The organism is Plantactinospora solaniradicis (assembly GCF_042658085.1).
In the GTDB taxonomy this organism is placed as follows: Bacteria; Actinomycetota; Actinomycetes; order Mycobacteriales; family Micromonosporaceae; genus Plantactinospora; species Plantactinospora solaniradicis.
Genome location: NZ_JBHSPR010000023.1, coordinates 33,613 through 57,537, shown reverse-complemented (window position 1 = coordinate 57,537; position 23,925 = coordinate 33,613). Strand labels below are relative to the sequence as shown.

At 68.7% G+C, this 23,925-nt stretch carries 26 protein-coding genes; 18 read left to right on the top strand and 8 right to left on the bottom strand.

From position 1 onward, the window contains the following. Window positions 1-16: 16 nt before the first annotated feature. Complete coding sequence (locus ACFP2T_RS27615; RefSeq protein ID WP_377426514.1) at window positions 17-466, bottom strand: HIT family protein; 450 nt, start codon at window positions 464-466, stop codon at window positions 17-19. A 770-nt stretch (window positions 467-1,236) separates the two neighbouring features. On the opposite strand from ACFP2T_RS27615, the gene ACFP2T_RS27610 reads away from it, so the two are divergent. After that, the gene (locus ACFP2T_RS27610; RefSeq protein ID WP_377426511.1) at window positions 1,237-2,112 is read left to right on the top strand and encodes an endonuclease/exonuclease/phosphatase family protein; all 876 of its coding nucleotides are present in this window, start codon (window positions 1,237-1,239) and stop codon (window positions 2,110-2,112) included. A 54-nt stretch (window positions 2,113-2,166) separates the two neighbouring features. On the opposite strand, the gene ACFP2T_RS27605 is transcribed toward ACFP2T_RS27610, so the two are convergent. Beyond that, window positions 2,167-2,262, bottom strand: a complete 96-nt coding sequence (locus ACFP2T_RS27605; protein WP_377426509.1) for a VOC family protein — start codon at window positions 2,260-2,262, stop codon at window positions 2,167-2,169. Between ACFP2T_RS27605 and ACFP2T_RS27600 the strand changes: the two genes are divergently transcribed. Next, window positions 2,230-2,400: a hypothetical protein gene (locus ACFP2T_RS27600; protein ID WP_377426533.1), complete on the top strand. Its 171-nt coding sequence runs from the start codon at window positions 2,230-2,232 to the stop codon at window positions 2,398-2,400. The two genes, ACFP2T_RS27605 and ACFP2T_RS27600, sit on opposite strands and share 33 nt — an antisense overlap. Before the next feature lie 10 nt (window positions 2,401-2,410). Here ACFP2T_RS27600 and ACFP2T_RS27595 read toward each other — a convergent pair whose 3' ends face one another. Further along, on the bottom strand, window positions 2,411-3,103 hold the full coding sequence (locus ACFP2T_RS27595) for a type 1 glutamine amidotransferase domain-containing protein (RefSeq protein WP_377426507.1): 693 nt from the start codon (window positions 3,101-3,103) through the stop codon (window positions 2,411-2,413). A gap of 430 nt (window positions 3,104-3,533) precedes the next feature. Further along, the gene (locus ACFP2T_RS27590; protein WP_377426504.1) at window positions 3,534-4,439 is read right to left on the bottom strand and encodes an aminoglycoside phosphotransferase family protein; all 906 of its coding nucleotides are present in this window, start codon (window positions 4,437-4,439) and stop codon (window positions 3,534-3,536) included. Window positions 4,440-4,867: 428 nt separating this feature from the next. Between ACFP2T_RS27590 and ACFP2T_RS27585 the strand changes: the two genes are divergently transcribed. The 6 genes from ACFP2T_RS27585 to ACFP2T_RS27560 all read left to right on the top strand — a co-directional run bounded on the left by ACFP2T_RS27585 (window position 4,868) and on the right by ACFP2T_RS27560 (window position 9,203). Then, window positions 4,868-5,395 carry a hypothetical protein gene (locus tag ACFP2T_RS27585; protein ID WP_377426501.1) on the top strand — a complete coding sequence of 176 codons (528 nt, stop codon included), beginning with the start codon at window positions 4,868-4,870 and terminating at the stop codon, window positions 5,393-5,395. Between the two features lie 119 nt (window positions 5,396-5,514). Then, window positions 5,515-5,697, top strand: coding sequence for a hypothetical protein (locus tag ACFP2T_RS27580; RefSeq protein ID WP_377426499.1), 183 nt, complete (start codon window positions 5,515-5,517; stop codon window positions 5,695-5,697). Further along, complete coding sequence (locus tag ACFP2T_RS27575; RefSeq protein WP_377426497.1) at window positions 5,690-6,016, top strand: hypothetical protein; 327 nt, start codon at window positions 5,690-5,692, stop codon at window positions 6,014-6,016. The genes ACFP2T_RS27580 and ACFP2T_RS27575 overlap by 8 nt, the downstream gene beginning before the upstream one ends. A 392-nt stretch (window positions 6,017-6,408) precedes the next feature. Further along, window positions 6,409-7,350 carry an SMI1/KNR4 family protein gene (locus ACFP2T_RS27570; protein WP_377426495.1) on the top strand — a complete coding sequence of 314 codons (942 nt, stop codon included), beginning with the start codon at window positions 6,409-6,411 and terminating at the stop codon, window positions 7,348-7,350. 165 nt (window positions 7,351-7,515) lie between these two features. Beyond that, a complete protein-coding gene (locus ACFP2T_RS27565) occupies window positions 7,516-8,343 on the top strand; it encodes an alpha/beta hydrolase fold domain-containing protein (RefSeq protein WP_377426493.1) in 828 nt (275 codons plus the stop codon). Beyond that, a complete protein-coding gene (locus ACFP2T_RS27560; RefSeq protein WP_377426491.1) occupies window positions 8,316-9,203 on the top strand; it encodes an RNA polymerase subunit sigma-70 in 888 nt (295 codons plus the stop codon). The genes ACFP2T_RS27565 and ACFP2T_RS27560 overlap by 28 nt, the downstream gene beginning before the upstream one ends. 142 nt (window positions 9,204-9,345) lie before the next feature. Here the strand turns inward: ACFP2T_RS27560 and ACFP2T_RS27555 are convergent, their stop codons facing one another. After that, entirely contained in the window at window positions 9,346-10,236 is an 891-nt protein-coding gene (locus ACFP2T_RS27555; RefSeq protein WP_377426489.1) for a LysR family transcriptional regulator, read from the bottom strand. A 106-nt stretch (window positions 10,237-10,342) separates the two neighbouring features. Between ACFP2T_RS27555 and ACFP2T_RS27550 the strand changes: the two genes are divergently transcribed. The 4 genes from ACFP2T_RS27550 (at window position 10,343) to ACFP2T_RS27535 (ending at window position 14,010) form a co-directional block, all read left to right on the top strand. Next, entirely contained in the window at window positions 10,343-10,843 is a 501-nt protein-coding gene (locus ACFP2T_RS27550) for a cysteine dioxygenase family protein (protein ID WP_377426487.1), read from the top strand. 12 nt (window positions 10,844-10,855) lie between these two features. Next, complete coding sequence (locus ACFP2T_RS27545) at window positions 10,856-11,353, top strand: pyridoxamine 5'-phosphate oxidase family protein (RefSeq protein ID WP_377426485.1); 498 nt, start codon at window positions 10,856-10,858, stop codon at window positions 11,351-11,353. A 309-nt stretch (window positions 11,354-11,662) separates the two neighbouring features. Continuing rightward, a complete protein-coding gene (locus tag ACFP2T_RS27540; RefSeq protein ID WP_377426483.1) occupies window positions 11,663-13,492 on the top strand; it encodes a CocE/NonD family hydrolase in 1,830 nt (609 codons plus the stop codon). Window positions 13,493-13,854: 362 nt separating this feature from the next. Continuing rightward, window positions 13,855-14,010 carry a hypothetical protein gene (locus tag ACFP2T_RS27535; RefSeq protein ID WP_377426480.1) on the top strand — a complete coding sequence of 52 codons (156 nt, stop codon included), beginning with the start codon at window positions 13,855-13,857 and terminating at the stop codon, window positions 14,008-14,010. A 56-nt stretch (window positions 14,011-14,066) separates the two neighbouring features. Here the strand turns inward: ACFP2T_RS27535 and ACFP2T_RS27530 are convergent, their stop codons facing one another. Next, window positions 14,067-15,830 (bottom strand): Hsp70 family protein, encoded by a 1,764-nt coding sequence (locus ACFP2T_RS27530; RefSeq protein WP_377426477.1) that lies wholly within the window; start codon window positions 15,828-15,830, stop codon window positions 14,067-14,069. Window positions 15,831-16,142: 312 nt separating this feature from the next. Here ACFP2T_RS27530 and ACFP2T_RS27525 point away from each other — a divergent pair, with 312 nt between their 5' ends. Then, window positions 16,143-17,333 (top strand): amidohydrolase family protein, encoded by a 1,191-nt coding sequence (locus ACFP2T_RS27525; protein ID WP_377426474.1) that lies wholly within the window; start codon window positions 16,143-16,145, stop codon window positions 17,331-17,333. A 115-nt stretch (window positions 17,334-17,448) separates the two neighbouring features. Here the strand turns inward: ACFP2T_RS27525 and ACFP2T_RS27520 are convergent, their stop codons facing one another. Both ACFP2T_RS27520 and ACFP2T_RS27515 read right to left on the bottom strand, forming a co-directional pair. Further along, entirely contained in the window at window positions 17,449-18,222 is a 774-nt protein-coding gene (locus ACFP2T_RS27520) for an enoyl-CoA hydratase/isomerase family protein (protein WP_377426471.1), read from the bottom strand. 56 nt (window positions 18,223-18,278) lie between these two features. Next, window positions 18,279-18,761 (bottom strand): MaoC/PaaZ C-terminal domain-containing protein, encoded by a 483-nt coding sequence (locus ACFP2T_RS27515; RefSeq protein ID WP_377426469.1) that lies wholly within the window; start codon window positions 18,759-18,761, stop codon window positions 18,279-18,281. A 384-nt stretch (window positions 18,762-19,145) separates the two neighbouring features. On the opposite strand from ACFP2T_RS27515, the gene ACFP2T_RS27510 reads away from it, so the two are divergent. The 5 genes from ACFP2T_RS27510 to ACFP2T_RS27490 are packed head-to-tail and all read left to right on the top strand — an operon-like array spanning window position 19,146 to window position 23,905. Beyond that, window positions 19,146-20,321, top strand: coding sequence for a CaiB/BaiF CoA transferase family protein (locus tag ACFP2T_RS27510; RefSeq protein WP_377426467.1), 1,176 nt, complete (start codon window positions 19,146-19,148; stop codon window positions 20,319-20,321). Then, window positions 20,318-21,184, top strand: a complete 867-nt coding sequence (locus ACFP2T_RS27505; RefSeq protein WP_377426466.1) for an amidohydrolase family protein — start codon at window positions 20,318-20,320, stop codon at window positions 21,182-21,184. Before ACFP2T_RS27510 ends, ACFP2T_RS27505 begins: the two co-directional genes overlap by 4 nt. Next, window positions 21,178-21,885, top strand: coding sequence for an ABC transporter ATP-binding protein (locus ACFP2T_RS27500; RefSeq protein ID WP_377426464.1), 708 nt, complete (start codon window positions 21,178-21,180; stop codon window positions 21,883-21,885). Before ACFP2T_RS27505 ends, ACFP2T_RS27500 begins: the two co-directional genes overlap by 7 nt. Continuing rightward, window positions 21,882-22,736: an ABC transporter ATP-binding protein gene (locus tag ACFP2T_RS27495; protein ID WP_377426462.1), complete on the top strand. Its 855-nt coding sequence runs from the start codon at window positions 21,882-21,884 to the stop codon at window positions 22,734-22,736. The genes ACFP2T_RS27500 and ACFP2T_RS27495 overlap by 4 nt, the downstream gene beginning before the upstream one ends. Then, entirely contained in the window at window positions 22,733-23,905 is a 1,173-nt protein-coding gene (locus ACFP2T_RS27490; protein WP_377426460.1) for an ABC transporter substrate-binding protein, read from the top strand. Before ACFP2T_RS27495 ends, ACFP2T_RS27490 begins: the two co-directional genes overlap by 4 nt. Window positions 23,906-23,925 lie beyond the last annotated feature (20 nt).

Below are 23,925 nucleotides of genomic sequence, written 5' to 3'. Positions count from 1 at the left end.
GGACGGAAGTCACCAGTCAGTCCGTCGACGCGATGGCGTCTTTGATCGCTTGCGCGTCGCTGTCGAGGAGTGACCTCTCGCGTTCCGGTGACTCGGCCTTGAGGGTCCAGCCGTCTCCTGCGTAGCGAGGGATGACGTGAAGGTGGAAGTGGAAGACCGTCTGGAAGGCGACTGCGCCGTCACAGAGGAGGACGTTGATTCCCTCGCAGCCCATGCTTGAACGTCGCAAGGCTCGTGCCATGTCATGACCGGCCGACCAGACGTGAGCGCTCGTGGCTCCATCGAGGTCTTCGAGGCCCACCGCGTGCTCGCGTGGCACGACGAGAAGATGGCCGGGCGTGACGGGGTTCAGGTCCATGAAGACAACAACGGTCTCGTCCTCGTACACCACGCTAGCCTCGGCCTGTCGCGCCACGATGGCGCAGAAGATGCAATCCTGCGCTGTCGATGTCGCGTTCTGTGCCATGCGCGCATATTTCCAGTGCGCCCAGACAGGCGCAATTCAGTTGTTGCTGGAGCCTGACCTCTACCGACCGTTCATCGACAGATCCGGAAGCTAAGCCGAGCTTCGTTAGACGGTCGCTGCTTGCCTAGCGTTGGGCTCGCGTCAGCGGTGGTGGTCGGCTTTCGCCGGCTCGGTAGGGGCATGGCAGTCTCCCGGTCCGGTGACGGCCACGTCGGGCAGGGCGCGGGCCCAGGTGACGTCGGCCGGCGTGTAGGGGTCGGTGGCGCAGATGAGTACCGCAGCGGCCCGGGCCGCCGTCCAGGACGGCGGTCTCGGCCCCGAGGGTGGACAGCGCGGAGGCGGCGTGTTCGGCACGGCGTAGGACCTCGGTGTCGCGGCCCTTGTCGCCGGTGGCGGTGACCGCGACGGTCACCGTGCGCCACTTCGCTTCGCTGTACCGACCCGACCCGAACCTCAACACCGATCACGTTGACGGCCTCACCGGACGACCAGCCGACACCTTCGCACGATGGGCCGCCGATCACGCGGCCGAGTTCCGCTGGCCGAGACCCTGTCTCGCGTTCGCCCGCGACCAGGCGCCGATGGCCAGTTTCACGGCGCACCAACTGGCGCTGGCCCGGTACACCGCCTCGTCGAAGGCCGGCCGCCGGACTGAGCCGGTCGGCGCGGGTCTGTCGATCTTTCGTTCCCCGTTGTTCGGTGTCGCGTCGACTCGAATCGGTAGCGTGCGGTGGCCGCCACCGACGGCGGTTTCGTGCGAAGGGAAGTCGATGCGCAAGACAACACACTGGTCGGCCCGCGCCCTGGGCGCTGTCGCAGGCGCGGTCGCGCTGGTGGCGGCCCTGCTGCCGGCCACTCCGGCGGCCGCGGCGAGCGTGGCCTTCAAAGCGGCAACGCTGAACATCTACAACGGGCTGAGCCAGGCCGACTTCGTGCACGACCTGAATCTGATCGCGTCTAGGGCGGACCTCGTCGGTCTCAACGAGGTCGGCAACCGCAAGGCTTTCCTGGAGAGCTGGGCCGCCGACAACGGCTGGTGGTTGTACGCGCCGGGCGGAATCAACCAGGCTGGCGAGGCGCTGATCGCCAAGAAGAGCATGTTCGACGTACTCGATAAAGGCTCTATTTTCGTGTGTGACACCAACGGGCCGGGCGAGGTGCCGCCCGCGCGGTACAACAACTGGGTCAAGTACCGGCACAAGGCCAGTGGCCGCAACGTGACACACATCAACGCCCACGCGGTGGCCAGCATCGAAACCGCCGGCCGGCCGGAGGACCTGCCGCGCACCAGGTGCGCCGAGGCGCAGTTCCAGGGCCTCAAGGACTTGGCGGTCGACAAGCAGGGCGAGGGCCAGGTCATCGTCAGCGGTGACCTCAACGTCGACTTCAGCGCCGACCGGAGCTATGGGTACGCGAAGTTCCCGTGGCAGGTCTTCGAGGCCAACGAGTTGCCGAACCTGCGCTCCAACTACAACCTCTACGGCGAGAAGGGCACCGGAACGCACGGCAACCGGCACATCGACTACGTCTACTTCTGGAAGCGGCTGCCGGAGTACCAGCTCATGTGGATGACCGGCTACGACGTCGTCGGCGGCACCAAGTCCGATCACAACGGTGTCGTCGCGATGTTCTCCATTCAGAACTGACGCGCCCGCCATCCGCTGGCTACGAGTCGTACTCCCGTTCCCGCTTGGCGCGGGTCAGCAGAACTCGTTGCCGGCGGGATCGAGCAACACGGCCCAGCATTGGCCGTCGGAGGTGCGGTGGTCGTCGTGGATCGTCGCGCCCAGCGTCACGAGCCGGTCGACCTCCGCGTCCCGCTCGCCGTCGCCGGGTTGGTCAGAGTCCGCGCCGCCGTCACCGGCCTGGTCGGCGATCTGACCACCGTGGCCAACACGCTGTGGCTGGGCCGGATGCCACGGGACGTTGTCTAATTGCCCATCCCTACAGGACCTTCAGGATTTCCTTCGCGAGAGGGCCGGACGAGGCGGGGTTCTGACCCGTGTAAAGGTTCCGATCGCTGACGAGGTAGGGTTCGAAAACAGGGCCACGGGAGTAGTCGGTAGGAAGATTGCGTACTTCGTCTTCCATGAGCCACTTTGCCTTATCCCGCAACTGCACGGCCTCTTCCTCGTCGTTTGTGAACCCGGTGGTCCGGTATCCGACGAACGGGGAGTTTCCGTTGACGTCCCGGGTGGCGAGAAGAGCGGCGGGTGCGTGGCATACGACGGCAAGGGGCTTACCGGACGCGAGTGCGTCTTTAAGGAGCTTTCCGGAGTCGCGGTCATATGCCAGGTCTTCCATGGGGCCGTGTCCACCGGGATAGTAGACGACGTCGTAATCATCGACGCTGACGTCCCTCAGGACGAGGGGACGGCGCAGTTCTTCGGCCTTTTCAATGACGGCTTCATGTTTGAGTGAAATGTCTTCGCCGCCCGTCATGCTTGGGCGCAGACTCATGGTGTCGACGGTGGGAATGACGCCGCCAGGAGTGGCGATGCTGACCTGGTGACCCGCCCCGGTAAACACGGTGTAGGGCGCCACGAATTCTTCAGCCCAATAACCGGTGGGGTGACGGCGACCGTCCTTCAGTGTCCAGTACTGCGCTCCGGACACCACGAACAAGACTTTCGCCACTATTTTGCCTCCTTTGAGCTGGCTCGGCGGGAGCGGCCAAGGACGCAGGCAGGACGCGTCGAAGACTCTGCTTGCACGCCAGCTTGTCGAAGTCAACGTTACCGACCAACCCGCACCGAGGCAGGGTGATCCGACGGATCTCATGATTGGTTGCTCTCAAGCTCTCGTTCGCCCGCTCCAAAAGGTGGCCGAGTGGATTGCTCTGGGATCACGACACGCGGGCTTGCCTCGGCACCTCGACGAGTTACGGCGACCAACGACCGGCCGAGGCGAATCGCCCGGACAATCACCGTCCCGAAAAGCGGGCGCGGACGTTCACCGAGCCTGCAGAGTTGGTAGGGCCAGCCCGCGTCCGCAAAAGTCCGGCTGGCTTCTCTACAGGAGATTCGGGACTGACCAGATCGCGATGGCAGTCGAGGCGGGTTCGCCGTCAGCGAATGGTGGCGATGAGGCGGCGTAAGGCTGCGTTGGCGGGCGGGCCCCAAGTGGGTTTGCCGCCGGGGCCGGCGTCGTTGCCGATGAAAATGCAGCCGAGGGCGCGCCACAACGCCCAGCCGCGAGCGCGTCGCAGGGTCGCGGTGTCCAGGGTTGGCCGGTAGGCCGCGTGGAAGCGGTCGATGGCGCCATCCGGTAGCAGGATCCACGCGGCGGCGAGGTCACATGCCGGGTCACCGGCGCAGAGGGCCCCGAAGTCGATCACGCCGCAGAAGGACCCGTCGGCGGTGAGGACGTTGGCCGGGTGCAGGTCAGCATGGATCCAGAGTGCCGGACCAGTCCACTCAGGCGCGGTGACCGCGTCGTGCCAGACGGCGTGGACGGCGTCCAGGTCACGGATCAGGCCTCGCTCGGCAGCGGAGGCGAGTCCCTTCGCGACCCCCTCGGCTCGGTCGGCCAACGGGCCACCGCGGTCCCGGCCGGCGGGCGCGCCGTCGGGGGCAGGTTGGTGAAGAGCCGTCAGGAAAGCGGCCAAGGACTCGGTCGCGTCCGCTGCTCGCGTGACCGGGGCGCGATCGGCGGGCGTCCCCGGAACCCAGGTCGTAATGAGCCATGGCCGGGGAAACCGTTCGGAAGGCTCGCCGAATCGCTGCGGGACGGGGACCGGCAGCGGAAGGTGCGGGGCCAGCGCGGGAACCCAGGTTCGCTCTTTGCGCAGTAGCGCGTCCGAGTCCCGGGTCGCCCAGGGCAGCCGGACGGCGAGTTCGTCGCCGAGTCGCCACAGTTGGTTGTCCCAGCCAAGCGCGCCCAGACGTACCGGAAGATCGGCGAGGTCCGGGTGCTGGTCACGAACCAGGTCCCGGACCAGCTCCGCGGTGACCTCGATCTCAGCGTGGGGCATGTGGACGAACTGTAGTGCAGCGTCCGTAGGCGGAGGCTCACCAGCACAAGCGCCCTCGCACAGCGTCACGGTCGGCATCAAGGAAGCGCGTTCAGCCGACCCGACGCCGACGAGATCGTCGCCCGACTCGTCTCCGGAGTCACGGACGCCATCGTCGACGTCTTGGGCGAACACGTCCGCGCCGGCCTCACGGAAGAACTCGTACGCGCCCCGGCCGGACGCACAGGAATGGTCGGAGCTGTTGTCACGTCACAGCGGGTCAACCACGTGGCGACGCCGGCTACGAGCAGCCAATAGGACTCGATCGGGGCACTCTACTGCCGCCGATCGGGCGCTGCCGAGCCTGAGCGGACAAAACCGGTTGGCGCGCTGTGGCCGATGAAGGAGTCCGCTGTGACCCTTACAGATGGTCGAGTAACCTGCTCCCAATGACAGACCCGACCAATGTCCACCCGGTTCGTGCCGTCCAGGTTGGTGACCGGAGCGCCGATATCGACGAGTTGCTGGCGCCACTGGTCGAGGTGCTCTGGCGCAACGGGTTCGAGACGTTCACCAGCTGCCAGGACGCCGGTGAGAGCAACGCCGACTGGGCCAACCTGTTGCCTCACATGGCCGCGTACACACAGGCCCGGAAGGGATGGGCCTTCATTGACTTCCCCATCCAGGACGGCCTCCGGTTCCTCACTACCATCGCGCAGGCCGGCCCACGTGACGCGTTCTATGTGCGGATGACCCACTGGGCTGCTCCGCAGGCCTGGGACGTCCAGGTCAAACCGATGGACCTGGCGATGTTCGACGAGACGATACCGTCGAGCTTCGCGCTACGGCTACTGCAGGTCTGCTTCCCTGCCTCGGACCTGCCTGAGATCCACCGACGGCTCGACCGCTTCGAAGCCGGTGATTTCGTTCCACCCGCACCCACCGACTGGACAACGGTTGGCCGACCTCGGCAGTGACTGCTCTCCGGAGGGAGGCACGCGCCTTTTCGGGAATCTGGGCCCGCTGCCAGCCGAGGAGACTGCCGAGCGCGGCGATATCGAAGAACCGGAGCGGTGCCCGCGCCAGACGAGTGACCATGCGCCTGTGGCGGCGACACCGCAACGCCCCCATGAAGCGGGCGCGGGAGATCCTCACGGACATGGGCTTCCGGGTGCCGGTGCGAATCTCCACGGCGGACATCTCTCCGACCTTGCTCGACCTGCCGAAGCTGTCGCCCGAACAGATCGAGCGTTTCGTCTGGGAGGCGGGCAATGGCTGACGTGCCGCAGTTGCAACTCTTCGAGATCGTCGAGCTGACACCCGGGTCGCTGAGCGGCACGGTGCGCTGCGTCGCCGGGACGGTACGGCTGGGGGACCGGGTCGAGCTGCTTCCCGCCGCGGGCCGGCCCGTCGCAGAGGGTCTGACGATCTCCGCCATCGAGTACGCCGGTGGCATCCCGATGGAATTCGTCGACCTGGGCCGGACCGCGCTGGTCACCGTCACCGGCCTGATCGACGAGGCAGCGCTCCGAGCCATGGTGGCCGGGAATGCCCCCGACCAAGTGGTGCCGGCGGATCTCCGGCTCATCGTGCCCTGACGCAGCACCTCAACCCTGGACAAGCTGGGTTACACCGTTCGTTTGAAAGACCGGAAATGGGCGCCGGGTTTGTCGTAGCCGGTAGTGGGGCCGCGCCAGCGTCTGCGGCGGTTGAAGCCGCGTCGATCGGCCGGCCTTGCATGCCGCACGCTGCGTCCTGAGATCAGCGCCTCGATCGAGCAGGCGCTGTACGACGCGGCAGCGGGCGGCCTGTTGCTCGGCTTGCCACGGGGAGTACCCCGTCCGGAACCGCCGAGAACCGTGCATCTGGTCGTGCGACCGAAGCCCTCGCTGGCCAATGAGTCCCGGCTGGCCGGTGCCAGTCGGTGCAGCCAGCGGACGACGACTATGCTTGTGCCCCGAGTCACCCCCTGATGCGTGAAGAAGCATTGATGGACGACAGGATCGCCCGGATACAGGCCAAACTTGCCGCCTTGCCCTCGACTGACGAGGCCGTTCTCGACCCCGTACTCAGCGAGCAGCAGATCTCGGGCTTCGAGGACCTGCACGGTATCCGACTGCCCGAGGAATTTAGACAGTTCGTTACCCTGATCGGCCATGGCGGATACGGCCCGACCTACGGGGTGCTCTCCATGGACAGGTGGATACCACCGCGCTTGGGAGTCCACGGAAAGCTCGCCGAGCCATTCCCCTTCGCGCCTGACTCGTACGTCTCGGCCTGGTCCGGCGGTGAGGGTGGGCCGACGCTTCCTTTCCCCGGTACGATCGCGGTTGTCTGGGGCGGATGCACCCAATACACCCTGCTTGTCGTCACCGGGCCCGGCCGCGGCCGTCTGGTCGAGGTCATCGCGGGCAGCGACGTCGTGCCTCACTTCCACGGCGATGCGGACTTCCTGGCCTGGTACGAGCGTTGGCTGGACTTCACCCTGGCCGGACATCGTGATCTGACCTGGTTCTCACACCAGATGGCCGGCGACGAGCCAGAACTCGTGGACACGCTTGTCAACGACGCATTCGAAACGCGACGCAACGCTGCCGCGTATACGTTCATCACCTATCCCGGGCCAAGCGCATCGCTCCTCGACGTCCTGGCGCAGGCGCTGTCGACGGAACCACACCCGATCGTACGGAAAACGATCTTGCGTGCTCTGCGAGCGCAGGGTGAGCAGGGCCGCGATCTCCTGCCCGCGGCGCTGGCAGATCAAGTACCCGACGTTCGATGCCTCGCGGCGAGCCTCATGACCACCAACACCCGGCAAGGCATACGGCTAAGCCCCAGGCTGCGACGTACTCTCGCCGACCACCTACGGGTGGAGAACGACCGGTCGGTGCGTGACACCATCCAACGGCTGTTTGACCGGTCGGATCGGTAGACGCAACGCGTCCCGCGAACGTTTCGGAGGAGTGGAGCAACACCGGCTCCGGCGAATCGGATGCTCCAGACCCGGTCAGGCCAGCCTCGGCTCGGCTTCCTCGCGCACAAGGCCGATGACAGCGCGTCGCGATTCCTTTCGAGCACGTCCGCGGTCAGTATTGGCATGGATGCGATAAGGGAGATGTACGCCCGTTGGGCCGTCGGGGACATGGGCGAGGATGACCAGTGGGGCGACGTCACGGCCGAGCCGCGCGGCCTGGACTACGCGGAGGTGTCGGCGGACGGCGTGCCGGCGATGTGGCTCGTCCCACACGGCGCCGACCTCGACCGGGCGATCGTCGCGCTGCACGGTGGCGGTTTCGTGGGCGGGTCGCTGTATACCCACCGCAAGATGTACGGGCACCTCGCGAAGGCAGCCGGCGTACGGGTGCTGCTCGCCACCTACCGGCTGGCTCCCGAGTTCCGCTACCCAGCGCAGATCGAGGACGCGGTCACGGCGTTCCGGTGGGCGGCAGCGCGCACCGCGGTGGTGGCGCTGGCCGGTGACTCCTCCGGCGGCGGCCTGGCCGTGCAGGTCGCCCTGCGCGAGCCTGGCGCGGCCGCGCTGCTGTTGCTGTCTCCGTGGATCGACATGGACCCGGCGCAGACCGTGACCTCGTACGAGGAGAACGCCGGCACCGACCTGTTCTTCACCCGGCCGATGGTGCAGGGTCTCATTCAGCAGTATCTGCCCGAGGGGACAAGCGGCTTGGCGCCGGATGTCAACGCCTTCCACGCCGACCTGTCGGCTCTGCCGCCGGTGTACGTGCAGTGCGGCAGCGACGAGAGCGGTCGGGGTGACAGCGAGCGCCTGGCGAAGCTGACCCACGCCCGGCTCGAGGTCTTCGACGGGCAGCTGCACACGTTCCAGATGGCCGCCGGGCGCTCACCGGTTGCCGACGAGGCGATCGGGAGGTTGGCCGCATGGGTGCGCCCGAAGTTGGGGCTCTGACCGAGGCGTTCGAGGCGGAACGCCGAGGGTTGCTCGCCCACGCGTACCGGATGCTCGGCGCCTATCACGAAGCCGAGGACGTCGTGCAGGACACATACGTGCGGGCGCTGCGCGGGTGGGAGACCTTCGAGTGGCGTTCGTCGCTGCGCACCTGGCTCTACCGGATCGCCACGAACGTCTGCCTGACGCTGATCGAGGGCCGTGGGCGGCGCGCGCTCTCCTCCGGTCTCGGACCGGACGACCTCGGTTTGGACCTCGAGCCGTTCCCGACGGACCCAGCCGACCTGGTGATCGCGCGCGAGAGCGTGCGGCTCGCCTTCGTGGCCGGGTTGCAGCACCTCACTCCCCAGCAGCGCGCTGTGCTGCTGTTGCGGGAGGTGCTGACGTTCTCCGCGGCCGAGACCGGGGAGACGCTGGGCATGTCGGTACCGGCCGTGAAGAGCACCCTGCAGCGGGCCAGGGCCCGGCTCGCCGAGGCGGCTCCGGCCCGCGACGACGTGCTGGACGTCGCCTCGCCCCGGGCCAGGGCGTTGCTCGCCGGATACATGGCCGCCTGGGAGGCGTCCGACGCCGACGCCTTTCGTGACGTGCTGCGCGCGGACGCGGCGATCGTGCCGGTCGGCTCCCCGACTTCGTACGCCGGTCGTGAGGCGTGCCTGGCCTTCGCGACCCCGGCGCTGGGCGCCCCGGGGGAATGGCGGATGGTCGCGACCGAAGCGAACGGTCAGCCAGCCGCAGTGGCGTGGTTCCGCGGCGAGCCCTTCGGCGTGGCGGTGCTGACTGTCGCCGAGGAAGGGATCGTCGCGATCACGCTCTTCGGGGATCCGAAGCTGGCGGAAACCTTCACACCGAAGCCTTGAGCTAGGAGACATCTGCGCGAATGAACTGCCTCCGGCAAGGCATGGCGCGATCGGCTGCTGACGAGGAAGCAGCATTTGGCGGCCGTTGGTCCGTCACCCCCGCGTAATTGCCGCCTCCTTGGTGCTCGTCGAGTGCGGGAGCCTACGTGGGTGGGGTCGGCTCGCCTGGTCGGGCCTGCTGGACGGCGTGGCGCAGTGCGCTGACGAAGGCCGTGGTCGCGGGCGGGTCCGGCGGGTCGCCATAGGTGGCCAGGTAGACGTGCCGCTGGAAGTCGCGAAGGACACTGGCCTCGATTCCGGGCGCGTGGTGGGTGCGCAGTGCCAGCCCCGGCATGGTGGTCACGCCCATGCCCGCGGCGACCAGTGCCTGCTGGACGATGATGTCGTCACTGATGTACGCGATGGGCGGGACGAAGCCCGCCTGGTCGCAGGCCTCGAGGAACTCGCGGCGGCAGTTCTCGCAGCCCGCGATCCAGGCGGAGTCGCGGTTGCCTGCCAGTGTCTGGCCGGGTTCGAGGCTGAGCAGGTACATCGGGTCGTCGAACAGATGCGTGGCGCGGATGTCGTCCGGGGTCGTGTCGTCGTAGCGGAAGACGACCGCGACGTCGACCTGCCCGGCCCGCAGCAGATCGAGCGCCACGCGCGGGTGGGCCTCGATCAGTTGCAGTTCGATGCCGGGGTGCTCGCGGCGCAGGGTGCCCGCGGCGTGCGGCACCAGCGCGGCGAGCGCCGACTGGAAGCCGGCGACCCGGACGCGGCCGGTGCGCAGGCCCACCATCGCGGACAGTTCCGCGGTGGCGGTATCGACCCGGCCGACGATCTCGGTGGCGCGGCGGGCCAGGTGCTCGCCCTCCGGGGTGAGCCGGATGCCCCGGCCGACCCGCTGGACGAGCCTGGCGCCGGTCTCGGCCTCCAGCCTGGCCAGATGATGGCTGACGGCGGGCTGGGAGTAGTTCAGGTGCTTGGCGGCCTTGGTGACCGAGCCATGCGCGGCGATCGCCGCGAGAACCCGTAACCGCAGGATATCCAGCATGCATAAAGGATACGCATGGGTTCGCCAAAGTATTGTCATTAGACGAATGAGTCGGCGCGCGGGACGCTGAGGGGGACAAACCCGCTCTGCGAAGGAGGACGCGGCCATGACCCGCTCACTGGCGACGCTCACCGATCTCGTCGCGGCCGTGCGCCTGGCGATCGACGTGCGGACCGGCTGGACGGACACCTCAGAACTGGTCGCCGATCAGCTCCGCGCGCACCTGCCCGGCCCCGAGATCCTGACGCCCGATCAGCGTCTCGGCCGGCCCGACCGGGTCGTGGGCCACCTGCTGCACGCCGAACCCGACGGGGCGTTCTCCATACTCGGCCTGGTCTGGCGACCCGGGCAGACCACCCGGATCCACGACCACATCACCTGGTGCGTCGTCGGCGTGCTGTCGGGCATCGAGCACGAGGAACTGTTCGACGGAGCGCTCAACCCCGTCAGCACGCGGGACAACCCTCCCGGCGAGGTCAGCGGCTTCGCGCCGCCCGGCGACATCCACCGCATCCGCAACGTCGGCGACGAGACCGCCATCAGCCTGCACATCTACGGCACCGACATCACCCGCGTCGGGTCCAGCGCCCGCCGCTACTACGATTGAGGGACTCGAACCATGAACCAGCACGCCATCGACGAGGTACTGAACCGCCCACTCAGCCAGGAACTGCTGGCCCGTGACCTGGCCAGGCTGGCCTTCATCGCGCTGGACGGCACCCCGCGGTCGATCCCGATCGGAATTGTCTGGAACGGCACGGAAATCGTCATGTGCACCGCGACGAACGCGCGGAAACTCCCGGCGTTGCGCCGCAATCCCGCGGTCGCGCTGACGATCGACACCGAGTCGCACCCGCCGAAGATCCTGCTCATCCGCGGCCAGGCGGAGCTGGATGTCGTCGAGGGCATCCCGGACGAGTACTTCCAGTGGAACGGCACTTACGAGATGACGCCCGAGCAACGGGCCGAGTGGGAGGCCGGCGTGCGGTCGCTCTACGACGGCATGGTCCGGGTCGTGGTGAAGCCGACCTGGGCCAAGCTGATCGACTTCGAGACCACTCTGCCCACCGCCATCGAGGAACTCATGCGGCAACAGAAGGAACGCCAGCACGCCTGAATGGTCAGACCGACCTGTTCAGGTCGAGGGGGAGATGTTGGCTACCTCATCGGCGGCGGTGAGCCCGCCGTGGTGCCCAGCTCGCTGCCGTGCCGCACCAAGCAGATGGGACGGCCGGGGCGCCCTCCGTGCGCCGAGGCCGGTCTGCCAGCCACGGGCTGCCGCGCAACCTGGTCGACGGCATGCTCGCTGCGACCGGCTGACTCGAGCAAAGGTCACGGGGAGATAACTCGGGGATACATAGCCGGTAAAGATCATTAGCATCAACGGCTGACCAGGCGACCTCGTCTGGAGTTAGGTGGAGGTTGGATGAACCTTCGGAGGAGGGTGGTCTCGCCTGTCGCGGCGGCGGGTGTTCTGGCCATCATCACGAGCCTCACCATGGGCGGCCTACCCTCGGTGGCACAGGCCGCTCCGGCGTCTGCGGCAGCTGGCGCCCCGATCACCCATGAGGAGAATCCAAGGGTTCCCGAAGGGGCGGCGTGGACGGAGTCGTACTTTCCGTCCTCCGACGGCAGTGGGGTCGAGCTGCACGCCGACGTGCTGCGCCCGGCACACCTGCCGGCGCGTGCGAAGACGCCGGTGATCCTGTCGGTGGGTCCGTATTTCTCACACGCGGGGGAGACTTCTCCCGGGGGGTGGGATCGGGTCGGGCCGTCGGGGCGCTTTCAGGACTTGATCGACGGCGCGCGGCTCATGGAGCGTGGATACACCTTCGTGATGGTCGACCTGCGCGGCTTCGGCGGCAGCACGGGGTGCCTGGACTTCCTCGGCCCGGGCGAGCAGGCCGATGTCAAGGCGGCCGTCGAGTGGGCGGCGCGCCAGCCGTGGTCGACTGGCAAGGTGGGCATGTACGGCAAGTCGTACGACGCCAACACCGGGCTGGCGGCCAACGTCCTCAAGCTCAAGTCTCTGCGGGCGATCGTCGCCCAGGAACCGACGTGGGACAGGTACAACTACCTGTTCAGCAACGGCGTGCCGCGTTCCAACGCGACCAGCAGCCCGCGGAGCTACTACTCGATCGCAACGATGCAGCCGCTGGGCGACGACAGCGACCGTTACAAGGCGAACGCGGAGTACGAGAAGAGCCACCCCGAGTGCGAAATCGACAACAGCACCAACACCCAGGATCCTGACCCGAAGTCGGCGTTCTGGCGTGCCCGTGACTTCGCCTCCCGCGCCGCCGGCTCCCGGACGCCGTTGTTCGTCACGTCGGGATTCATCGAGGACAACACCAAGCCCGAGGACATGCAGAAGTACCTGACCAACCACCACGGTCCGGAACGCGGTTGGCTCGGCCAGTGGGAACACGTCCGCGGCAACGAGACCGACGCCGACGGCCGGCTCAAGATGGGACGGGCGGGCTGGTTCGACGAGGTGATGCGCTTCTACGACCAGCACCTGCGGGGCATCAAACCGTCGGTGACCGACCCAGCGTTCTCTGTCGAGGACAGCCTCGGCAACTGGCGCGCCCAGCCGACCTGGCCGGTGATCAACGACTCCTACACGGTGCGGCTGTCGCCCGGGCGGTACGTCGACGACGGCGGCCAGGCGCAGCGGACCGCCGAGCCGATGACGGCGCCGCAGGCCGACGGCTGGGACATCGAGTACGCGCCGGACGCCGCCTCGCCGACGCCTGACCAGACGAGTGCGCTCAGCGCGGGCGCGCCTGGAAACAGCTACTGGACCTTCTCCACGCCCGCGTCGCAGCAGGTGCGGATCACGGGCACGCCGGAGGTCACGCTGAAGACCAGGGGACAGGGCAACGTCTGGGTACGGCTGTGGGACGTCGCTCCGGACGGCAGGTCGACGATGTTCAACGAGAACGTCGCAGCGCTGAACCACGACAGGCCGACCTCGTTCGCCCTGAAGGCGACGGACTGGACCTTCGAGCGAGGGCACCAGCTGGGAGTCCAGATCGGAACCATCACCTCACGGGGCTGGCGCGCTGTTCCCTCGGGTCAGACGATCACCGTCACCGACGCACGGCTCGCCTTGGAGGTGCAGGACCCGCGCTTTGACTCGCCCACCCAAGGTGACCGCTCGCCGTACCTGGACCGGTACCTGGCGGCGAACACCATCACGCTCGACACCGTTGGCGCTCCGACCTTCCCGCTGCGCGTTTCAAAGAAGGGATGACCAGCGCCGGCTGCCTGGCACCCGCCTGGCAGCCGGTTGCGTCCTCGGGCGCAGAGTGTACGACCAGGGTCGAGCCTGAGCACCGGAGGCCGCATCGGGCATCTTGCCCGGTGCGGCCTCCGTTGAGCCCGGCTCTTCGGCGCACCGGCCCCGGTCCTCGTCGCCGCCGATCCCGCGCCCGCCGGGCGGAGCCGTCGCTGTCCGAACTGGTCTTCTAACTGCTGGAGGCCGAGGGGTCCGAGTGCTGGCTGCTGAATGCCAAAGCATGTGAAGAACGTCCCGGACGCCCCGAAGAGCGGCAAGCTTGGACGCGGTGTGGTCGGCCAAGGTGGTGGAACGGTGGGCGGCAGCTGATCGAGGCGATGATCGGCGGTGAGTGGGACCCGAAGGTACTCGCGCAGATGAGCCGGGGCGTGATGCGCGGCAAGGTGGCGATGTCGCAGGAGACGCTGCGCGGACAGTTCGAGGACCATCGCGTGTTCCTCGCCCCGGCAATGCTGACCGTACCGGCTAGTTGACCGCGGCTGTCGTAGAGGTCACCACGCATCGAGCAGTTGATCGCGCCATCAGGACACTAGGAGATCTTGACGAACGCCGAGGAGATGTCGTCATCGACGAACCGCAGTGAGCTTCCGGAGCAGACGTACGCGAGCGTCCCCGAGCCGAGGTCGAGTTCGACGCCGTTGTTCAACCTGCCCCCCAGGTAGAGCTTGTTGGTGCCGCTCGCCTTCGGGCTGCTGTTGTACTCGATACCGTCCCGATGCCAGGTCTTGTAGCTGCCCTTGCCCCGGACGACGTTGGTCCACGTCCGGCCCCCGACGGTGGCCCGATACGGGTCGCTCTTGTTGTAGTCGACTGTCTGGGTGCCGTCCGCGCTGTAGGTCAGGATCATGCCCGCGCCGCCGGTGAAGACGGTCTCGTGCCCGTTGATGCGGTTGACCCTCTGGTCCATCGTGGCCCGCCAACGGCCGAGCACACAGGGGTCGACGAGCCCGGCCGACCCCGCTGGCGGCGAACCGGAGGGCGAGCCCGGACTGGTTGGGGAACCGGCCTCCGGGCTTCCGGACGGGCTGGTGGTCTGACCCACTCGTGCGTCGACAGGAGTTCCGGGCTCGTCGGTGAGCGACGCGGCAAGCCCGGCCGCCGCGGCCAGCAGGGTCACCGCGAGGCCGGACAGCAACGCCATTCGGCGAGGACGCCGAACCCGCGGCGTGGACCCGGTCGGAGTCGGCGCCGCCGCCCTGTCCGGTTCGCCGTCATTCGGTTGCGCCACCGGGACCCGCAGACATCCCTCGGCGACCACCAGTTCGGGCTGCTCCACCAGGGTCGGCGCGATGCCCAAGGCCCGGTGCAGCGCCGTCGTCACCATCGGCATCCGGCTGGACCCGCCGGCCAGGTACAGCGCGGCGATCTCCCGGTCCGCGAGACCGGCGTCGGCGAGGACCTGCCGGGTCGTCTCGACGGTGCGCGTGACGATCGGCGCGGCCAGTTCCTCGAGTTCCTCCCGACCCAGCGGCACCTCGGCGTCGAGCAGCGGCACGTGCAACAGGCTGGTGGTGGTGCGGCTGAGCATCTCCTTGCCAGACCGGACGTTGTCCCAGAGCTGCCGGCTGCCCCGCCGGTCGCCGGTGCTCTGCGGGTGGGCCAGCCGGGCCCAGCGCGCCGCGTCGGGTCGCCCGACGGTCTCGGCGAGCCGGTTCACGATGGCCCAGTCGATGTCCAGCCCGCCGCAGTCGGACCGTCCGCCGGTGGCGACCGTTTCGAATCCGTCCCCGGTGCGGCGCAGCACGGACGCGTCGAAGGTGCCGGCGCCGAAGTCGTAGACCACGATGCACTGGCCGACGGCAAGTCCCCCGCCAGCGACCTTGAGAAAGGAATTGGCCGCAGCGACGGGCTCGGCGACGAGACGCACCGACGGGAACACCTGGTTCGCCGCCGCCAGCAGTACGGCTCGGCGCCGGCTGCCCCAGACGGCCGGGTAGCTGAGCGTGGTGACGGTGACCGGCGCCCCGGCGATCCGGACGGCTTCCTCCGCCACCCGGCGCAGCGGTGCGGCGATGAGCTCCACGATCGGGACGTCCCGATCGTCGAGCAGCACGGTCTGGTCGTCGATGCACCGCTTGGGAGACGGTTCGAACGCGGCTGGTCGGGACAATGCGGTGTGCAGGGCGTCCCGGCCGACGAGGAGCCGGCCGGTCGGGTCCAGGCAGACGGCGGAGGGGAGTAGCGGCGACCCGTCGAAGAGGATCGGCCGGGGTTCCTGGTCCGCCACCGCCAGCATGGCGACCGTGTGCGCGGTGCCGAAATCGATGCCGAGCCGTACCCTGAAACCACCCACGGCCGAACCGTACGCCTCGATATCCACACCGGCCAACACGCCAAAGCCGCAGCCGTCGTATATCCGATGGTCGCCCCGTTGATCCCCGGTGCGGGTTGTCTCCTCCTCCTCCGGGACTGAGCGGCGCCTCAGGTTCTCTCAGCGCTGTCAAAGGCGGGCCCGGGAGACTGCGGCCATGGTGATGCTGTCGTGAACGCCGAGATCTTGGGCCGGCCCACAGGTGTCGCCGGCGAATTGACCAGAGCCCCGTGTTCGCGGAGCGCCGTCAGCTGAGAGCCTGGCCAAAACGGTTCAACTCAACGGGGAGGGTCGATGACGAAGCATGCTGTCCGGGCGGCCCGGATGTTCGACGGCGAGCGGATCGTGGACGACGGGGTGCTGGTCCTGCTCGACGACGGACGCATCACCGACGTGCACCGGGGTTGGGTCGAGGCGCCGGAGGGCTGGCCGGTGCGCGATGAGCCGGACGGCACCCTGCTGCCCGGCCTGGTCGACGCGCACGTGCACCTGTGTGCCGATGCCGGTCCCGACGCGCTCGGCCGGCTTGCCGAGCGTTCCGAGACGGACCTCGACGCGGTCGTCGAGGCGTCGCTGAGCGCGCACCTGGCGGCCGGCGTCACGACCGTCCGGGACCTGGGCGACCGGCGCGGCGCCGTGCTCCGATGGCGGGGCCGGGAGGTGCGCGACGACCTGCCAACGGTGGTGGGGTCGGGCGCGCCGGTCACCAGCGTCGGCGGGCACTGCTGGTCGATGGGGGGCGAGGCGAGCGGCGTCGACGGGATCCGTGAGGCCGTGCGGCTGCGGGCGGCGGCCGGCGCCGACCTGGTGAAGGTCATGGCCAGCGGCGGGGTGTTCACCCCCGGCACCGACACCACCCGGCCGCAGTTCACGGACCAGGAGCTGACCGCCGCGGTGACCCGGGCACACGATCTGGGCCTGCCGGTCACCGCGCACGCGCACGCGCTCAGCGCGGTCGAGCAGGCGCTGCGCGTCGGTGTCGACGGCATCGAGCACTGCACGTGCGTGACCGCGACCGGCGCCCACGTCCCCGACGAACTCGCCAATCGCCTGGCCGCGTCCGGGGTGGCGGTCTGTGCCACGCTCGGCACCGACTCGGCCGTGGTCACGCCGCCGGAGGTGGTGGCGATGGCGGCGCGGGCCGGGCTCAGCGAGGCCTCGCTGCGCGACGGCGCCGCCACCCTGCACCGGGCCGGGGTCCGCCTGGTGGCCGGGTCGGACGCGGGCCTCGGCCCCGCGAAGCCGCACGGGATCCTGCCAGAGGCGCTCGTCGAATACGTCGCGTGCGGCATCCCCGCCACCGCCGCCCTCGCCGCGGCAACCTCGGTCGGCGCCGAGGTGTGTGGCCTGGGGCGGCGCAAGGGCCGCATCCGCCCCGGATTCGACGCCGACCTGCTGGTCGTGAACGGCGACCCGACGAGCGACATCACGGTACTGCGCCGCCCACTCGCCGTGTACCGCGCCGGCGACCCGGCGAGCGGATGATCGATTCCATGGGGTCGATGCGCACCCCATAGCGACGCGATCCCGGGACCGAGCCGTGCCCGGGGTCGACGAGCCGGAAGGCGGGCCTACGGTGGCGTTCGCGCTGCCGGCAGGCCTACCGTCCGGTGAAGCGCGGGTCGCGCTTCTCCAGGAACGCGGTGCGTGCCTCGAGCGCATCCGAGCTCGTCGAGAGCTCCCGGGTGAGACCCTGCTCGTAGCGGTAGCCCTCCCGGTCGGTCAGGCCTTCGACAACGTTGAACGCGGCCTTGTTCTTCGCCACGGCGAGAGGGCTCTTCCGCGCGATCTCCCCGGCCAGTTCCAAGGCGGTCGGCAGCAGGTCGTCCCTGGGTACGACCGCCTCGACCAGGCCGTGTCGGTACATGTCCGGTGCGTACATCCTGCGTCCGGTGAAGAAGAGCAGCCGCGAGGCGGAGCGCGGCAGGTGCCGGGTCAGGAACTTCGCCCCGCCGGCCATGGCGAGATCGACCTCGGGCATCTGTATGTAGGCGTTGTCCGAGCAGACGAGGATGTCGCAACTCGCCGCGAGCGCGAAGCCGGCTCCGATGGCAGGTCCGTTGATCGCCGCGATGACCGGCTTCGCGCAGTCGGTCAGGACGAAGAAGCTCTCCCGCACGATGCGGTTGTGGCGCAGGTACTCTCCGGGCACGTCGGCGAGTTTGGCCCGCTCGCCCAGGTCCGCACCGGCCGAGAAGACCTTGCCCGCTCCGGTCAGGATGACGGCCCGGACGTCGTCGCGATCGCTCAATGAGTCGATGATCCAGATGAGTTCTTCCCGCGTGCGCCGGTCCTGCGCGTTGACCGGAGGACGGTCGAGCGTGACGACCGCGACTCCGTGGTCGACCTCCAGCGTGAAGTGTTCTATGTCCATCTCTTTCCAGTCCTCAAGGTTCCGCGGGTTGCCCCGGTGTTCCGGCGGCCGCATACCTACGGGTGGGCCGACCGCACCGGGTCGGCAGAGGCGCCCCGGCACAGGATGAGCACGGTGATCAGGCCCTCCTGCACGACGACGTCGCCGTGGTTGACGAGTTGTACGCGCCGCTGCACCACCCCCCGGTCGCCCGCCTTGGTCAGCCGCTTGGATTCGATCGACATCTCCAGATGGATCGTGTCTCCGATGTAGAGCGGTGCCTTGAAGGTCCAGCCGTCGATGCCGAGCATCGCGCCCATCGAGGCCCGGAAGAGCCCGAGATTGTCGATCATCCCGGTGGCGATGGAAATGCCGAGCAGGCCGTGCGCGACCCGCCGACCGAACATTCCCCGGGCGGCGAACTCCTGATCCATGTGGATCGGGTTGAAGTCGCCGGACAGCCCGGCGAAGCCCACCACGTCCGCTTCGGTGACCGTGCGCGCATGGCTGACGAATCGCTGCCCTACCTCAAGGTCCTCGAAGTAAAGGCTTCCGGTCACGATGATCCTCCATTGCCTGTCTCGGTTCTCCTGCCCGCGGAGGTGACGCGTGGTAGGACCCGGACGGCCTCGCCGGCTCGGGTCGCCCCAGGCTAGGGGGCGGCGCTCGCAATATCAAGTATCAGGATTGCCTCCACTTGCCGCCGAAGACGAGCCGATGCGCGGAGGAGCGACGCAGCGATTATCACCAGATTTTACGCGTCTTATCGGCTTTTATCGCTGCTAGAGCAGCCGGAAACAGCTGGCAGCAGACCCGTTGACCGGCCAATCTGGGCGCGCTAGCATCCGACGATCTCGGATCAAAAATCACGTCCCTCGGTAACGGGACGGCGCGTCGGCGAAGCGCGCGGCCGAGCAACGGAACAACTTGGAGGTTGTGCCTCGATGACCGGACCACTCTCGGGCGTCACGGTGCTCGACCTGAGTCGCGTCATGGCCGGCCCCTGGGCCGGTCAGATCCTGGCGGATCTGGGAGCACGCGTCGTCAAGGTCGAGCGCCCGGGTATCGGCGACGAGACCCGGTCCTGGGGCCCTCCCTATCTGGCCACCGAGGACGACGGCCGGCCCGGGGCATCCGCGTACTTTCTCTCGGTCAACCGCGGCAAGCGGTCTGTCGAGATCGACTTGTCCACCGCGTCCGGCCAGGAGGACGTGCGGCGGCTCGCGCGGGAGTCCGACATCCTGCTGGAGAACTTCCGGCCCGGCACGCTCGCCCGGTTCGGGCTCGGCTATCCGGAACTGAGTCGGGAGAATCCCCGACTCATCTACTGCTCGATCACCGGGTTCGGTCAGTCCGGCCCGCGGCGCAGCAACGTGGCGTACGACTTCATGATCCAGGCGATGAGCGGGCTCATGAGTGTCACCGGCCCGCCCGACGACAGCCCAGGTGGCGGACCGCAGAAGGTCGGTGTGCCGGTCGTCGACATCATGACCGGGATGTACGCCGCGGTCGGCGTCCTCGCCGCGCTCGAACGGCAGCGCCGGACCGGGCACGGCGACTACATCGACCTCGCCATGCTCGACGTCGCGACCGGGATGCTCGCCAACCAGGCGATGAACTACCTGGTCGGCGAGCGTGAACCGAAGCGTCACGGCAACAAGCACCCCAACATCCAGCCACAGGACGTGTACCGCTGCGCGGACGGCCACCTCGTCCTCGCGGTCGGAAACGACGAGCAGTTCCGCCGGCTCTGCGACGCGCTCGGCATGGCGGAGCTCGCCGGGGCGGACTCGTTTCGGACGAACGCCGACCGGGTCAGGAACCTCCCCGAGCTCGACGAGATCCTCGCTCGGGAGTTCGCCACCAAGCCGCTCGCGCACTGGCTGGAGGAACTCGCCCGGCGCGACGTGCCGTGCGGGCCGATCAACACCATCCCAATGGCGTTCGAGGAGGCACAGTTGCGGCATCGCGGAATGATCCGGACGCTGCGCCGGGACAACGGCGCGGACGTCCCCCAGGTGGTGAGCCCGCTGCGATTCGAGCAGGCCCCGCTCACCTTCAGGGTTCCGCCGCCGGAGCTGGGTGAGCACACCGAGGAAGTTCTGGGTGAACTGCGATGACTCTGGATCCCCGGCTCCCCACCCCGCCGCGACGTGCCGTACCGGCCGGCTCCTGCGACACCCACGCGCACGTCTACGCCGAGCCCTATCCCGTCGACAACGCCAGCTACGTGATCCCGCGCGCGCATCCCGACGTCTACCGCGGCATGCTCGCCACCACCGGCATGACGTACGGGGTCGTCGTGCAGCCCGACGCGTACCGCGACACCCGGCTCCTCGAACAGGTCCTCGCCGAGGGTGTCGGGCGGCTGGCCGGGGTGGCGGTCGTCGACGAGCGGGTCACCCCGGAGCACCTGGAGCGCCTGCACACGCTCGGCGTACGCGGGCTGCGGTTCAACCTCCAGACCGACCGCCGGACCGGGCAGCGGTACGCCGGCAGCGCGGGTGCGGACGCGCTGCGCCAGCTCGCACCGCGGCTGGGTGAGCTCGGTTGGCACGCGCAACTCTGGGGCCCGTTGGACGAGTGCCTGCGGCTCGCGGCGGACACCGAGCGGCACGCAGTCCCGGTCGTGCTCGACCACATGGGCTGGCCGGACGTCGCGGCGGGGACCGGCGGCGCCGGCTTCCAGCGGCTGCTCCGCACGCTGGACCAGGGCAACCTCTGGGTCAAGCTCTCGGTCTGCCGCTTCGGCGCACCCGAGGGCGGCTACCCGGGCATCCGCCCGTTCCATGACGCGCTGGTCGGCGCCCGGCCCGACCGGCTGCTCTGGGGCTCGGACTGGCCGTACGTCGGCATGGGTGACGCCGCGCCGGACGTCGGTGAGCTTCTCGACCTGTTCCAGGACTGGGTGGCCGACGACAAGACCGTCGCGCAGATCCTCGTCGCCAACCCCGCACGGCTCTACGGACTACCCGAATGCTGACCGTCGACGGCGTCACCGCGGGATACCACTCGGTTCCGGTCCTCCGTGACGTCTCCCTGCGGGCCGAGACCGGCCAGGTCGTCGCGGTGCTGGGGGCCAACGGGGCGGGCAAGACGAGCCTGTTGCGGGTGATCTCCGGGCTGCTGCCGCTGCAGGCGGGGACGATCAGTCTGGACGGCGAGCCGATCCACCAGATGCCCGCGCACCGGATCGCCCGGCGCGGCCTGGTCCAGGTGGTGGAGGCGCGTGGCGTACTGCCCGGTCTCACGGTCGAGGAGAACATCCTGCTCGGCCTGCTCGGCCGGGGGCGCCTGCGACCGGCCGTGCGCCAGGAGGCCATCGCGCGGGCCACGACCTACTTCCCGTGGATCGGCGAGCGGCTGCGCGCGTACGGCGCCGAGCTGTCCGGTGGGCAGCAGCAGATGGTCGCCCTTTCCCGGGCCCTGGCGCTCGACCCGCCCACCCTGCTGCTCGACGAGCCGTCCCTCGGCATCGCACCAGCCCTCGTCGACGAGATCTACGAACGGATCGCGCTGGCCGCGAACGACGCCCGCACCGTGATCATCGTCGAACAGCACGTCCACAAGGTGCTGGCGGTGGCCGACCGCGCGTACGTCCTGCGGCGCGGTGCCGTGGTCCTGCACGGCGACGTCGCCGAGCTGCGCAAGGGCAACCGACTTGAGGAAGCGTACCTGTCATGACGAGCACCGACGGGCGAGAGCGCCGGACGATCCTGAGCGTGACCGGCGGAACCGTGTCCTATCTCGGCGTCAAGGCGCTGGCCGGCGTCGACCTGGCCGCGCACGCCGGCGAGATCGTCGGGGTGATCGGGCCGAACGGCGCGGGCAAGTCCACCCTGGTCAACCTGATCGCCGGGGTAGCGCGGGGCGGCGGAGACGTCGTCCTCAACGGCCACAACCTGCGCGGGCGTGACCCGCAGACCCGGACCCGGGCCGGGATCGTCCGGACGTTCCAGACCCCGGAACTGTTCGGCACCCTCACCGCGGCCCAGAACGTCGACCTCGCGGCCCGGTCCTTCCTGCTGTATCGCGCGGGGCGCGACGAGCCCCGGTCCGGGCGGCGGGCACGCTGGCGCCGCTCCGCCGGCCTGGCCCGGGAGGCGCTGGCCACCGTCGGCCTGGAGCACCGTGCCGGCGCCCGGGCGGAGTCGATGTCCGGCGGAGAGAAGAAGCTGGTCGAACTCGCCCGGGCCCTGGTCCAGCAACCGGTCGTCCTCATTCTCGACGAGCCCGTCGCCGGCCTACCGGTGGCGGCCAGGCAGCGGACCATCGCCACCCTTCGCGACCTGATCCACGGATCCGACGCGACCTGCATCTTGATCGAGCACGACATGGACGTGATCCGCCGGGCCTGCGACCGGATCTACGTCCTCAGCCGGGGCGCCGTCATCAAGGAAGGCACCTGGGAGCAGACCAGCCAGGACGAGGCGGTCAGGCGCGCCTACCTGGGTTCGAGTCCACACCAGGAAGCCGACGACGCCGACACCATCACCACCACCAATTCAGTCGAGAGGCGGGCTATACCGAAATGAAGAACCGACTGCGGCTCGTGCCGCTGTCGCTCGCGCTCGCGGGGCTGCTGGTCAGCAGCGCGGCGTGCGGCGCCGGCGGCGACAGCGGCTCCGACGGGGACAAGACCCTGATGTTCGCCGTCTCGACCCCGGAGACCGGCCCCGGCGTCGCCTACCGAGGGATCTCGGACGGCACGATCGCCTACCTGAAGTGGATGAACGAGACCAACGGGCTCGGCGGCTACAAGTTCGAGTTCGTCCAGGTCGACAACCAGAGTTCCGTGGCCGGTGGAGCGTCGACCACCCAGCGACTGCTGGCGCAGAAGCCGTTCCTGCTGGATGTCATCACCACGCCGGCGTTCAGCGGCGCGGCGGGCATCATCAAGAGCACCGGTACCAAGACCACCGTGCTCGCGCAGGCCAGCGGCGACACCATCAAGGCCGCCAACCTGCCGCACGTCTTCGGCATGTACACCGACTACACCGTCGAGTCGCTCTACCTGATCGACTACGCGGTCAAGACCCTGGGCCTGAAGAACCTCGCCCTGCTGCACGACACCCTCGGCAACGAGGCGGAGAAGCAGGCCGTGCCGTACGCCCAGACGGTCGGCGGGTCGATGCCGCTCAACATCACCATTCCGGCCGACGCGACCAACATGACCTCGTACGTGCAGCGGGTCGCCGAGTCCGGGGTCCAGGCCGTGGTGCTGCTGTCGAACGTCACGTTGGCCGCCAACTTCGTCAAGAGCGCCCGCAGCCAGGGCCTGAACATCCCGGTGCTGGCGTTCTCGCCGGTGCTCGACCAGTCCTTCGTCAGCATCGCCGGTGACGACGCCGCCGCCGCCAACTTCTACGTGTGCAGCGCGCTGCCGCCGCTGACGGCCGACACCCCGGCGGTGCAGGAGTTCAAGGAGCAGGCCCCGAAGTACGGCAGCGACCTGCTGCGGGTACCGGGTGAGGTGGGCTGGAACGCGGGGGCGGTGATCGCCGCGGCGGTTCGGGCGGTGGCCGAGTCCGGCAAGCCGATGACCAACGAGAACTTCGAGCAGGCGCTGTACGGCCTGACCGGGAAGCAGATCGGCTTCACCACGGTCTCGATCCGCCCCGGCGAGCAGAACGCCCTGGTGGGCAAGGATGGTTTCGGAATGTACGTCGTGAAGAACGGCGACTTCGTTCCGGCGAACGCGTAGCAGGATCCGGAGCGACTGTC